The following is a 12,662-nucleotide window of genomic DNA, read 5'->3' as shown; positions in this document are numbered from 1 at the left end:
CGACGAACGTCCACTGCCCACCCGACCAACGGCGGCTGGTCCCGTTGCCGCCCAAGGACTACGCTGACGGCCACGGCATTCGCCCTAAAAGCCCAAAACGGCCGAACCGGCTGGGGGCCGGCTCGGCCGCGGGGCGCGACCGGTTCAGTGGTCGCGTCGGGTCACCAACCGCGCCAACGCGGTCAGCTCGGCGGCGGCCCGAGGCACCGGGGCGGCCAGGGCGAGCTCGGCCAACGCCAGATCGAGCTGGTCGACGGCCTCGCGCTGGGTCCACGACTTGCCACCGGCCAGGTCGACCAGTTCGGCGGCGCGGGCAAGCTCCACATCGGACAGTGAGTCCTGCCTGCCGTACAGGGAGGCGAGCTCGGCGGCGGCGGGCTCACCGGACGTGAGCGCGGCGACAACGGGCAGGGACTTCTTGCGGCTGACCAGATCGGAGTGCACGGGCTTGCCGGTCACCCGTGGATCGCCCCAGATGCCCAGGAGATCGTCCACCAGCTGGAAGGCCAGCCCGAGATGCTCGCCGAACACCCGCATGTGCTCGATCTGGGCCGTGGTGCCGCCGCCGTACAGCGCGCCGATGGCGGTGGAGCAGGCCAGCAGCGCGCCGGTCTTCTCCCCGGCCATGCCCAGACACTCGGACAGGTCCACATCGGACCGTTCCTCGAAGGAGACGTCCTCGCACTGCCCCTCGACCAGGTCCTGCACGGCCGTGCTGATCATCCGCATGGCGTCGCGCGACCCCGGATGGCCGCTGCCGGCGAGCACGTCGAAGGCCAGCGTCAACAGGGCGTCGCCGGCCAGGATGGCCGGGCCGGTGCCGAAGACGGTCCACGCGGTCGGGCGGTGCCGCCGGCTGACGTCCCCGTCCATCACGTCGTCGTGCAGCAGCGAGAAGTTGTGCACCATCTCCACGGCGACGGCGGCCGGCACGGCGTCCACAATGGACCCGCCGACGGCATCGGCGCACAGCACGGCCAGCGTTGGCCGGATGGCCTTGCCGGCGTCGCCGCTACGGGGCGTGCCGTCGGCGTCCCACCAGCCGTAGTGGTAGCCGGCGACCCGGCGCATGGACGCGGGCAGCGTGTCCACCGCCGCCCGCATCGCCGGATCGACCAGGTTCCGGCTCCAGGCCAGCACGTCGGCGGCCGAGCGGGGCTGCGTGATCACATCGATGGGAACCACCTCCTCACCTCAGGACGCGAACATCCGCACGGCGGACGTGCCAAAGCCGGTGGGCAGCGCGAAACCGCGGCCGCCACGGGACCGCAGCAGCTCGGATTCCCCGTAGCGCACGGTCTCGCGGTGCCAGTTGAGGACCGCGGCCATCCAGTCCTCCAGCCCGGCGACGTAGGCGCCGACGGCCCTGCGCTGCGCGGCGGTGAAGCCGAACTCCTCGCACAGCGCGGGAATCTCGTGGTCGCGGGTGCGAGTGAACTGCTCGACCCGGGCGGTCATCACGTCGTTGACGATGCCGACCGCCTTATCCGTGGCGCAGTCCAGGAAGTTCCGCACCACCAGCACCATGTTCAGCAGCTCGCCGTCGAACTCGATCTCCTTCTGGTAGGAGAACAGGTCGTTGACGAAGGCCCCCTGGTCGGCGGCCGAGTCCTCGAGCCCGCGCACCTGGCTGGTGGCGAAGAACTCGTCGGGGATGAGGCCGCCGGCGCCGAACCGGGCCAGGTTCATGGTCATCTCGGCGCCGAACGTGCGGCGTCGCATCTCGATGTAGTCCACCGGATCGGGGATGCGGTTCTGCTGGTGCTGGTCGGCTTCCCACACCCACGAGTCGAGCATGGCGTCCAGGCCGCGCCGGTACCGGACGCGCTGCTCGTCGGACATCGGCAACGCGGTGCGCAGCCACAGATCGGCCAGCCCGCGCTCATGCGCGTTCCGCGGCGCCGGCATCGTCACGCAGTCCATCGGCATGAACATCTTGGTGTTGTCCACGAACGCCCGCGGCGCGGCCCGGTCTTGGTTGCGGAAGAACAGCTTCGGGAACAGGTCGTCGACATAGGTGCCCCAGAGCAGCCATTCCGTGGCGATGTCCAGCTCGTCCTGGCTGGCGTCGGGGTCGATGCCGGCGGCGCACAACGCGAAGTCGAAGCCGACCATCTGCTGGTCGGTCCAGACGCCTTCGCCGGCGAAGCCCATCGCCCGACCCCACTCGTGCGCGGTGCGCCGGGCGTTGTCCAGCAACGGGTTCAGCTTCAGCGGGAACGGCATGGTGATCTCGGGCAGCGCCGTCGGCCCCACGACGTGCGGCGCATGGGTGAACCGCTTGAGCCGCTTGGGAAAACCCAGCCGGGATCCGATGGTCCCCAACCCGGTCGGGCCGCCGGGCACCCATCCGGTCGACGTGTCGGCGTTGGCGTTCATGTACCGGCTGGAGCGCATATGCCACTCGTGACCGCCGGACTGCCAGTCCTGTAGACCCCGGGCGTAGACCAGCACCGCGGCCCGCTCGTCCGGGCGTAAGCCGTACTCCTCGAACATGATCGGCAGCTCGGTGAACACGGTGTGCTCGAACTGCTGCATCCGGGAGGAGATCAGGTCGTTCGTGGCCTCGGCGGCCTCCTGCGTCGAACACCCCAGCGCCGTCTCCAGCACCAGGATCATGTTGGCGTTCTCGCCTTCCTCCTCCACCTCACGCTGGTAGGAGAAGACGTCGTTGCGCAGGTGCACGGCGTCGGCGAAGGTGTCCTTGAGCACCCGCATCGGCCGCGTGCGGGCCACCGGATCGGGCACCTCGGCGCCGACCGCGACCTCGACCAGGTTGGCCGACCACGGCGCGCCGCCGACCTTGCGGCGCATCTCGATGTAGTCGATCGGGTTGGCCACCCGGCCCTCGTCGATGTTGACGATCTCCCACATGCACTCGACGAGCAGGTTGAGCGTGCTCTCGATGAAGCGGACCTTCCACTCCTGGCTCATCATCGGGATGGTGCGCCGCCACAGGTCGGTCAGCCCGGCCTCGACCGGGTTGGTCGGCGTGGCGGTGATCTCCCCGTGCAGCGGCATGAACGCGCGCAGCCCGTCCAGGTACCGCTTGGCGCCCTTGATGTCCTTGGGCTTCTTGTACAGCTCCAGGAAATGGTCGTCGAAGAAGAACACCCAGACGTACCAGTCGGTGATCAGGTTGAGGATCTCGCCGGCGCACTCGGGATGGGTGTACGCGCACAGCAGCGCGTAGTCCATCGCCTCCAGCTTGGCCGGCGACCAGATGATCTCCCCGCCCTCGAACGCAGGCGTGTCGATCATGTCGAAGTCGCGCGCCCACTTGCGGGTGTGGACGCGCGCGCCCTCCAGGTTCGGGTTCAGCCGGGCCGGGTGGACCAGGTAGAACTCGGGGAGCTCGAACGGTTGTGCCACAGCTCCCTCAGTTCCCCAGCTCGACGTCTTCCAGCACGCCGAGCGCGTCCGGCACCAGCACCGCGCACGAGTAGTAGGTGCTGACCAGGTAGGACAGGATCGCCTTGTCGCTGACGCCGGTGAAGCGCACCGAGAGGCCGGGCTCGCGCTCGTCGGGAATGCCGGTCTGGTGCAGTCCGATCACGCCGTTGTCGTCCTCGCCGGTCCGCATGGCCAGGATGGTGGTGGTGTTGTGCTCGGCGTCGATCGGGATCTTGTCGCACGGCAGGATCGGCACCCCGCGCCAGGACTGCATGGGCCGGCCGTCCACGACCACCGGCTGGGGGTACAGCCGACGGGCGTTGAGCTCACGTCCGAACGCGGCGATCGCCTTGGGGTGGGCCAGGAAGAACTTGGTCTTGCGGCGGCGGGAGACCAGTTCGTCCATGTCGTTGGGGGTGGGCGCGCCGTTGCGGGTGTGCAGCCGCTGGCTGTGGTCGGCGTTGTGCAGCAGGCCGAAGTCCGGGTTGTTGAGCAGGTCGAACTCCTGGCGCTCGCGCAGCGCCTCGATGGTCAGTCGCAGCTGCTCCTGCACCTGGTCGTGCGGGCCGTTGTAGAGGTCGGCGACCCGGGTGTGAATGCGCAGCATGGTCTGGGCGACGGACAGCTCGTACTCGCGCGGGGACAGGTCGTAGTCCACGAACGTGCCGGGCAGGTCGATCTCGCCGGCGTGGCCGGCCGACATCTCGATCGCCGCCTCGCCGTGCTTGTTCTGCGACTTGCCGCCGCGCTCGCGGTAACCGTCCACATGGGACCGAAGGCCCGGCGCGCCGCCAAGGACATCGAGGAAGGCGCTGCGCGGCAGGGAAAGCACCACACAGCCGGTGTTGGCCCGCACGGAGAACGGCCAGCCGCCCTCGTCGACCAGGACCTGCTCGCCGAAGTGGTCGCCGTCGGCCAGCGTGCCCAGTTCGGCCTCGTCGCCGTACTTGCCGGTGCCGATCTTGTCGACCCGGCCGTGCACGATCAGGTACAGCTCGTCGGCGGCCGAGCCGGCTTGCACGATGGTGTCGCCGGCGTCGAAGTGCCGCTGGGTGAAGCGGCCGGCCAGCGCGGTCAGCACCTCGGCGTCGTCGAAACCGCGCAGCGGAGCCAGTTCACCGAGCTCGGCCGGGATGACGCGGACACTGTCGCCGGTGCTGACGAACTCGATACGGCCGTCGCCGACGGTGTAGGTGAGCCGCCGGTTGACCCGGTAGTTCGCGCCCTTGGCCTCGACCCACGGCAGCTTGCGCAGCAGCCACCGCGGCGTGATGGCCTGCATCTGCGGGGCGGACTTGGTCGTCGAGGCCAGCTGCCGGGCGGCCGCTGTGCCAAGACTCAACTGGGTGGATGCCGGGTCCAGGGTCTCGGTCACGACCTATGGCTCCAATCACGGTGGCACGGAAGGCTTTTCGGTGGCGTCCCGCACGCCGGCGGGGGATCGTCCCCGGCGGCGTGCGGGCGGTGTGGCCGGACCGGCCGCGGGCTGGTTGGGCCCACGGCCGGACCGGCCCGCGTCGGGATGTCAGGCGGCGCCGAGCTGGACGTCCTCGAGGATGCCGAGCGCGTCCGGCACCATCACGGCGGCCGAGTAGTAGACGCTGACCAGGTAGGAGATGATCGCCTTCTCGTTGATGTTCATGAAGCGCACGGAAAGCCCCGGCTGGTACTCGTCGGGCAGCCCGGTCTGGTGCAGGCCGACGACGCCCTGGTTGTGCTCGTCGCCGGTGCGCATCAGGATGATCGAGCTGGTGCGCTGCTCGGTGATCGGGATCTTGTTGCAGGGCAGGATCGGGATGCCGCGCCACGACGGCATCTGGTGGCCGCCGAAGTCGGTGTTGCCCGGGTAGATGCCGGCCCGGTTGCACTCCTGGCCGAACGCCGCGATGGTGCGCGGGTGGGCCAGGAAGACCGTCGGCTCCTTCCACACGGTGGCCAGCAGGTTGTCCATGTCGTCCGGGGTCGGCGCGCCGGTGCGGGTGTGGATGCGCTGGCTGAAGTCGGCGTTGTGCAGCAGGCCGAAGTCACGGCTGTTGACCAGCTCGTGCTCCTGGCGTTCGCGCAGGGCCTCGATGGTCAGGCGCAACTGCTGCTCGGTCTGGTTCATCGGCTGGTTGTAGAGGTCGGCGACGCGGGTGTGCACCCGCAGCACGGTCTGCGCGACGGACAGCTCGTATTCACGCGGCGAGGCGTCGTAGTCGACGAAGGTGCCGGGCAGGTCGGGCTCGCCGGTGTGGCCGGAGGACAGGCTGATCTCCGCCTCGCCGCTGTCGTCGGCGCGGCCCAGCGCGGCGTTGGCCTGGAACATCACGACCTGCTCGCGCAGCTCGGCCGACTGGTCGGTCAGCGCCTGGAAGTCGGCGCGGGTCAGCGAGAGCAGGGTGGCGCTGGTGACCGCCTTGGCGGTGAACTCCCAGCCGGCCTCCGGGTCGACCAGCGCGTCGACGCCGAAGTAGTCGCCGTCGGCCAGCGTGCCCAGCACGGACTCGTCGCCGTACTTGCCGGTGCCGACCTTGTTGATCTTGCCGTGGGCGATGAGGTACACCCGGTCCGCGCCGCCGCCGGCCTCGGCGATCACGTCGCCGGGCGCGAACTCGTGCTGGCGGAACCGGTTGGCCAGCGCGTCCAGCACCTCCATCTCCTCGAAGCCGCGCAGCAGCGGAAGCTCGCCCAGCTCGGCCGGGATCACCCGGACGTCCGCGCCGGTCTTGGTGAACTCGATGCGGCCGTCGCCGACGGTGTAGCTCAGCCGCCGGTTGACCCGGAACACACCGCCGTTGACCTGCGTCCACGGCAGCACCCGCAGCAGCCAGCGCGAGGTGATGCCCTGCATCTGCGGCACGGACTTGGTCGTGGTCGACAGGTTCCGCGCGGCGGCCGTGCCCAGGCTCAGCTGGGACTGCCCTTGCTCAAGTCCTGCTCCCGGCTCCAACGTCTCCGTCACGACCGACAACTCCTCACGAGATCGACATAGAGGGAGGAAAACGAGAAAAAGAATAGGCGGGACCCCAATTCGCCCCACCTCGCCGTCGTTAGCGAGATATTGGCGAATTGATCGCAGGACGATATGAGCGCCAACAGAAGCGAAACTAGCACCGCCGTTCAGCGGACGTACAGTCGCCCGAGCGGGTGACTATTGAGCGGCCAGAAGTTTGGTCTTTTGTTCACCCAACCCGGCTAGTAACGAGCCACCGTGCGTAGCACCGCTCACGGATATCGCCCGCTCACCGGCCGGCAATAGGACAGCGGGGTAGCAGTGCACCGCCATTCGGGTTCTCTTCACCGCGGAACCCTCGCTCGACAAAGCGCGAAGGCGCTCGCGACGCCCCTCGGCGATCGGGTCATGGGACCTCCGGCAAACCACTCGAAAGAGACGCGACTCGGCAGAGCAGGCCCGCCTTTCGGCCATCCGGGTGGCGAGCGGTCACCGCCCGCGAGCGCCGACTGGTTGCGTGCACAAGAAACAAGACGTGACGGATCACTCACCCAAAGTCACCACATCGGGAAGAACAATCGTGTTATTCGCGTCGCCCGAAATCGCGATCGATAAACCGGCAATGGATGGCACGGACCGGTGACATAACGCGACAGCGGCCGACCTCGTGCACTTACCCACAGCTCCCATTGCCCAAAAGTTCGTGACACTTCGTCAGGTCACCGGTGTGACCCGGTCAGCTCTTCACGATGACCGCCGCGCACCCGGTACGGTCGAGGCTCCCAGCCTGACGGGAGCACTGCGATGCGCGAAGTCGGCGGCGCCGGCCGACGGTTGATGCCGCGCGAGGAACGGGCCGCCAGCATCGTGGCCGCGGCGGCCCGCGCGTTCGCCGGCGGCGGTTATGCCGGCACCTCGATGGACGACGTCGCCGCCGAGGCCGGCGTCACCAAGATCATCCTGTACCGGCACTACGCCACCAAGAAGGACATCTACACCGCGGCGCTGGACGCCACCTGGCGGCGGCTGGTCGACAGCTCCCAGTTCGGCTACGACACCGCCGCCGGCCTGCGCGCCCTGCTGGCCGCGGCCCGCCGCGACCCCGCCGGCTTCACACTGCTGTTCCGGCACGCGGTGCGGGAGCCGGCGTTCGCCGCGTACGCGCAGGAGCTGGTGGCGCAGACCGTGCAGGTGGCCGAGCAGACGCTCGGCGACTCGGTACGCGACCCCCAGCTGCGCTCGTGGCTGGCTCGGGGCGTGACCGATCTCGTGCTCAACTCGGTGCTCGAGTGGATCGCGACCGGGGATCCGGCGCGGGACGACGAAGCGGCCGGCCTGCTGTTCCAGACGGCCGCGGCGGTCATTGTCCACCACAGGTCAAGGGCGGTCCCCCGGTCGGTTGCACGACGATCGGATGGACTTCGCGAAACTGTATACTGACGAGTTGCGCAGGGAGTACTGTCGGGCCTCCACGGTCAAATCTGGGGAGGTGACAATGGCGACTGGCCAATTCCCGGCTGATGATGCCGAGACCGCCGCGAACGTCTTCGCTGGAGAACTCAAGCGTTGGCGGACGCTGCGCGGGCTGTCGAGGACCACACTCGCGCGACGGATGGGCTACGACCGCTCATACGTGTCCAAAGTGGAGAGTGGGGCCAAACCGCCGTCCCGGGACTTCGCCTTTCATGCAGAGAAGGCGTTGCACTCGGGTGGCGCGCTGTACAACGCGTATCGGGAGCACAGCAGCTCGGTCGAGCGGTCCAAGGCCGACGGCCAGCTGGTGCGCGCCGCGTCGAGGCCGACGCAGCCGTACGCGGACCTGATCGCCGGTGGCGTGCCACCGGCCGGGCGGTAGATCGGGTCGAACTTCGCCGACCGGGAAAAAGTGGCGCGAACCCCCGCCGTGCCGACTGAACATCCCGTGACGCGACCAGGCGGGTCACAGCCAGTGACCCGCCTGGTTTCATTTTCAAGTAGTTGCAGGTTTAGGAACCGGTAACCGTGGCGATCCCCCGATGCGTCGGGGGACCGTTATGTTCATTTCGTGAACGAACCGAGCGAAGCGATTCGACTCGGGAAGGCGGCCCAGATCTCCGGCGTGTAGAAGTGGCCGCCGGGCAGCTCGTCCACCCGCACCCGGCCGCCGGCCAGCCCGGTCCACCGCTGCGCGTGCCCGGCCGGGGCCCGGCCGTCCTCCGTGCCGTAGATGACCTGCATCGGCGCCTGCACCGTGGTGCCCGGCCGGTAGCGGTAGCTGCGGCTCACCGTGAGGTCGGCCCGCAGCAGCGAAACCGCCATGTCCACCAGCTCCGGCTCGTCCAGCAGCGCCTGCGGCAGCTGGCCGACCGTGCTCATCCAGTGCACCAGCTCCTCGTTGCTCTGCTCCAGGTTGGGCGGCGTGCCGTCGCGCACCGGCCAGTCCGTCGGTGCCTCGCTGGCCGACACGGTCAGCGTCGACGGTCCACGCCCGCGCCGTTCGGCCCGCGCCGCCACCTCGAACGCCATCACCGCGCCCATGCTGTGCCCGAACAGCACGTACGGCCGGTCCGCGACATCGGTGGCGACGGCATCGACCACGTCGTCGCACAGCGGATCCCACTCGGTGGCGTACGGCTCGGTGAACCGGCCCTCCCGCCCCGGGTAGCAGACCAGCACCAGCTCAGTGTCGTCCGGCAGCTGCGTCGCCCACGGCCGGAACGGGGCGGTGCCGCCGCCGCTGTAGCCGATGCACACCAGCACCCGGCTGGCCTGGGCCGCGGCCGCGGCCGGACCAAGATCTTGGCTCCCGTGCTCACCGGATCAACCTAACCCGTGCCCGTAGCCTGGTGGGGTGAGTCTGCTGCCGCCACGGGCCCGCCGACCCGCCGTCGGCCTCGTCGTGCTGTGCGCCGCCGTCGTCGCCGTGGGGGCGGTGCTCTACCACCGGGAACGTCGCGCCGGCGCGCTCGACAACGCCGTGGACGACTGGCTGTTCACGATCTTCGGGCGCTTTCGGGTGCTGCTGTACCAATTGCTCCACGTCGCCGATCTGCCCATCGTCGGCACGGTGCTCGCGGTCGTGGTCGTGACGGCGTTGTTGCGGGCCCGTCCGGACATTGCCGCGCTGGCGGCCATCGGGCCGGCCGTGGCGATCGGGTTGACCGAGGTGGTGCTGAAGCCGTTGGTGCAGCGCCGATACAACAACTGGCTGTCGTATCCCAGCGGGCACACCGTCGGCATGCTCTCAACCTGCACGGTGCTGGCCGTGATCGTGCTCGGCGCCGGCCTGACCCTTGCGCTGCGGGTGGCAGTCGGGGTGCTGCTGTTGGCGGTGTCCGTCATCGTGGTGCTGGCGCTGCTCGTCTACGGATTCCACTACTTCACCGACACCGTGGCCGGTGTCGCGCTGTCCGTCGGCATCGTGCTGCTGGTGGCGCTGGTCGTGGATCTGGTCACGGTCACGCGGCCGATCGTGCGGACCCCGGCCCTGGTCTGAGCCCACCGATCGGCGGAATTGCCGGAAGTTGCACTTAGGCGGTTCTTTACATCGTCGCCCAGCATCGCGAAAATCCTTGACCAAGGGCGATGAGTGAGGTGACGGCGTGCGACGGCTGGCGATTGTGCTGACAGCGCTACTGAGCGTGCTCACGGCACTACCCGCAGCGGCACAGGCTGCTTCCGTTGCCGCGCCACGGGAACTGCGGGGCCTGTGGATCGCCAGCGTGGCCAACATCGACTGGCCGTCCAAGGCCGGGCTGCCGGCGGCGCAGCAGAAGCAGGAGTACGTGAGCCTGCTCGACCGGGCCAAGGCAATCGGTATCAACGCCGTTTTCGTGCAGATCCGTCCCAGTGCCGACGCTTTCTACCCCTCTTCGCTGGAGCCGTGGTCGCAGTACCTGACCGGGACGCAGGGCCAGGATCCCGGCTACGACCCGCTGCGATTCCTGGTCGCCGAGGCGCACAAGCGTGACCTCGAATTCCACGCGTGGTTCAACCCGTATCGGATCAGCCTGCAGAGTGACGTGACCAAGCTCGTACCGACCCATCCGGCGCGGCTGCATCCCGACTGGGTTGTGGGCTACGGCAATCAGCTCTACTACAACCCGGGCATTCCGGCCGTACGGCAGTTCGTGGAGCGGGTCATCCTGGACACGACCCGTCGCTACGACCTCGACGGCGTGCACTTCGACGACTACTTCTACCCGTATCCCGTTGCCGGGCAACAGTTCCCCGACCAGGCGACGTTCGCGCAGTACGGCGGGGGCTTCGCGACCGTCGCCGACTGGCGGCGGGACAACGTGAACAAGCTGATCAGCGAGCTGTCGTCGGGGATCCACGGGATGAAGCCGTGGATCGCGTTCGGCGTCAGCCCCTTCGGCATCTGGCGGGACGCGCGCACCGACCCGACCGGCTCCGACACGCAGGGCGGCGTGCACGACTACGACGACCTGTACGCCGACACCCGGACCTGGATCCGCAACCGCTGGGTCGACTACATCGCGCCGCAGCTGTACTGGCCCGTCGGCTACACCATCGCCGACTACGGCAAGCTACTGCCGTGGTGGGCCCACGAGGTCGCCGGCACCGGGGTTTCGCTGTACGTCGGCCAGGCCGTGTACAAGATCGGTACGCCCAGCCCGGCCGCCTGGCTGAACCCCGAGGAGATGCCTCGGCACATCGCCCTCAACCGCACCACGCCCGGCGTGAACGGCGACATCCTGTTCAACACCACCACCTTGCTGGCCAATCCGCTGGGCTTCGCCGACCGTCTGCGTACCGATCTCTACGCCCAGCCGGCCATCGTCCCCGTGCGGCCCACCGTCGCCGGACACGCCCCACTGCCACCGCTCCTGCTGCCGCTGCACGGGAACACCTTGCACTGGCTCGGTTTCGGCACGTCATACGCCGTCTACCAGGACGGTCACCTGCTCACCACGCTGCGCGGCAACACCTTCACCCTGCCCACTGGCCGGCACAGCTACGCGGTCACCGCGCTGGACCGCACGCACCACGAGAGCCGTCCGAGCATCACCGAGGAGTACCGATGAGCCCTGTGCACAACAGGTTGACCAGGCTCGCCGTGGTGGGCACCGTCGCCGGTGCCCTCATCGCGCAGCTGACCGCCGCCCCCGCCGTCGCCGCGACCACCGCCGCGCCGGTGGACTTCCACCACTGGAGCAGCGCCGACTTCCACAGTGGACACTCCGACGGCCTGCTCGTCCGCAACGGCCTGGTCATCGGCCGGCCCGCCGGCAGCATCCAGCACACCGAGCCGGCCTTGGGGACCACCAAGACCTACGACTACGGCACCTGGACCTCTCCCCGCTACAGCCAGCGTTTCGGCGCCACGCAGCTGATCGCGTCGTGGAACGCCAGCACGCCGGCCGGCACCTGGCTCCAGGTCGAGATGCGGGGCACGTCGTCGACCGGCACCCAGACCGGTTGGTACGTCATGGGTCGGTGGGCCTCCGGCGACCAGGACATCCACCGCACCAGCGTGCCCAACCAGACCGACGCCACCGGCACCATCGACGTCGACACCTTCGAGGCCGCCGACGGCGTGCAGCTGATGTCGTACCAGCTGCGGGTCACCCTCTACCGGCTCCAGGGCACGCACGTCTCCCCCACCCTGCGCATGGTCGGCGCGATGACGTCGGCCATTCCCGACCGTTTCTCCGTGCCCACCAGTCCTTCTGGCGGAGCGTGGGGCATCGAGCTACCCGTTCCCCGCTACTCGCAGGACATCCACAAGGGCCAGTACCCCGAGTACGACGGCGGCGGCGAGGCCTGGTGCAGCCCCACTTCGACGCAGATGGTCGTCGAGTACTGGGGCAAACACCCCACCGCGCAACAACTTTCCTGGGTCGACCCGTCCTACGCCGACCCCCAGGTCGACTACGCCGCCCGCAACACCTACGACTACGACTACCAGGGCGCCGGCAACTGGCCGTTCAACGCCGCCTACGCCGCCAGCTACGGGCTCGACGCGCACATCACCCGGCTGCATTCCTTGCAGGACATGGAACGCTACATCCGGCGCGGCATCCCCGTGATCACGTCGCAGTCCTTCCAGGCCAGCGAGCTCGACGGCGCCGGCTACTCCACGTCCGGGCACATCATGGTCGTCATCGGCTTCACGCCGACCGGCGACGTCATCGTCAACGACCCGGCCTCCAACGACGACCCGGCCGTGCGCAACGTCTACAAGCGCAGCCAGTTCGAGAACGTCTGGCTCCGCACCGAGCGGCCGCTGCCCTCAGGCGGTACCGGCAGCGGCAGCGGCGGTGTCGTGTACATCGTCACCCCGCACGGGATGCTGTGACATGCCGCGCGTGCCGCGCGGGGCGAGGTCGCT

At 68.8% G+C, this 12,662-nt stretch carries 10 protein-coding genes; 5 read left to right on the top strand and 5 right to left on the bottom strand.

What is annotated here, in order from left to right:
* Positions 1–144: 144 nt before the first annotated feature.
* The 4 genes from M3Q35_RS37935 to M3Q35_RS37920 form a co-directional block, all read right to left on the bottom strand.
* The gene (locus M3Q35_RS37935) at positions 145–1,185 is read right to left on the bottom strand and encodes a family 2 encapsulin nanocompartment cargo protein polyprenyl transferase (RefSeq protein ID WP_273937378.1); all 1,041 of its coding nucleotides are present in this window, start codon (positions 1,183–1,185) and stop codon (positions 145–147) included.
* A gap of 9 nt (positions 1,186–1,194) precedes the next feature.
* Positions 1,195–3,372 (bottom strand): terpene synthase family protein, encoded by a 2,178-nt coding sequence (locus tag M3Q35_RS37930; RefSeq protein WP_273937377.1) that lies wholly within the window; start codon positions 3,370–3,372, stop codon positions 1,195–1,197.
* Positions 3,373–3,379: 7 nt separating this feature from the next.
* A complete protein-coding gene (locus tag M3Q35_RS37925) occupies positions 3,380–4,768 on the bottom strand; it encodes a family 2B encapsulin nanocompartment shell protein (RefSeq protein WP_273937376.1) in 1,389 nt (462 codons plus the stop codon).
* Positions 4,769–4,918: 150 nt separating this feature from the next.
* Positions 4,919–6,337, bottom strand: a complete 1,419-nt coding sequence (locus M3Q35_RS37920) for a family 2B encapsulin nanocompartment shell protein (RefSeq protein ID WP_273937375.1) — start codon at positions 6,335–6,337, stop codon at positions 4,919–4,921.
* 795 nt (positions 6,338–7,132) lie between these two features.
* Between M3Q35_RS37920 and M3Q35_RS37915 the strand changes: the two genes are divergently transcribed.
* Both M3Q35_RS37915 and M3Q35_RS37910 read left to right on the top strand, forming a co-directional pair.
* Positions 7,133–7,768 carry a TetR/AcrR family transcriptional regulator gene (locus M3Q35_RS37915; RefSeq protein WP_273937374.1) on the top strand — a complete coding sequence of 212 codons (636 nt, stop codon included), beginning with the start codon at positions 7,133–7,135 and terminating at the stop codon, positions 7,766–7,768.
* A 55-nt stretch (positions 7,769–7,823) separates the two neighbouring features.
* Positions 7,824–8,183 carry a helix-turn-helix domain-containing protein gene (locus M3Q35_RS37910; protein ID WP_084579696.1) on the top strand — a complete coding sequence of 120 codons (360 nt, stop codon included), beginning with the start codon at positions 7,824–7,826 and terminating at the stop codon, positions 8,181–8,183.
* A 182-nt stretch (positions 8,184–8,365) separates the two neighbouring features.
* Here M3Q35_RS37910 and M3Q35_RS37905 read toward each other — a convergent pair whose 3' ends face one another.
* Positions 8,366–9,067 carry a thioesterase II family protein gene (locus M3Q35_RS37905; protein WP_273937373.1) on the bottom strand — a complete coding sequence of 234 codons (702 nt, stop codon included), beginning with the start codon at positions 9,065–9,067 and terminating at the stop codon, positions 8,366–8,368.
* A 91-nt stretch (positions 9,068–9,158) separates the two neighbouring features.
* Between M3Q35_RS37905 and M3Q35_RS37900 the strand changes: the two genes are divergently transcribed.
* The 3 genes from M3Q35_RS37900 (at position 9,159) to M3Q35_RS37890 (ending at position 12,629) form a co-directional block, all read left to right on the top strand.
* Positions 9,159–9,803: a phosphatase PAP2 family protein gene (locus M3Q35_RS37900; RefSeq protein ID WP_273937372.1), complete on the top strand. Its 645-nt coding sequence runs from the start codon at positions 9,159–9,161 to the stop codon at positions 9,801–9,803.
* Between the two features lie 106 nt (positions 9,804–9,909).
* Positions 9,910–11,355 carry a glycoside hydrolase family 10-like protein gene (locus M3Q35_RS37895; protein ID WP_273937371.1) on the top strand — a complete coding sequence of 482 codons (1,446 nt, stop codon included), beginning with the start codon at positions 9,910–9,912 and terminating at the stop codon, positions 11,353–11,355.
* The gene (locus M3Q35_RS37890; protein WP_273937370.1) at positions 11,352–12,629 is read left to right on the top strand and encodes a C39 family peptidase; all 1,278 of its coding nucleotides are present in this window, start codon (positions 11,352–11,354) and stop codon (positions 12,627–12,629) included. Before M3Q35_RS37895 ends, M3Q35_RS37890 begins: the two co-directional genes overlap by 4 nt.
* Positions 12,630–12,662: the final 33 nt, after the last annotated feature.

Origin of the sequence: Kutzneria chonburiensis (assembly GCF_028622115.1) — a bacterium.
GTDB lineage: Bacteria > Actinomycetota > Actinomycetes > Mycobacteriales > Pseudonocardiaceae > Kutzneria > Kutzneria chonburiensis.
This window is presented reverse-complemented; position numbering and strand designations above follow the sequence as displayed.

Bases quoted from the DNA above. Each gene is read 5' to 3' on its own strand.
- M3Q35_RS37915 (WP_273937374.1), top strand. From the start codon at position 7,133: ATGCGCGAAGTCGGCGGCGCCGGCCGACGGTTGATGCCGCGCGAGGAA.
- M3Q35_RS37910 (WP_084579696.1), top strand. From the start codon at position 7,824: ATGGCGACTGGCCAATTCCCGGCTGATGATGCCGAGACCGCCGCGAAC.
- M3Q35_RS37890 (WP_273937370.1), top strand. From the start codon at position 11,352: ATGAGCCCTGTGCACAACAGGTTGACCAGGCTCGCCGTGGTGGGCACC.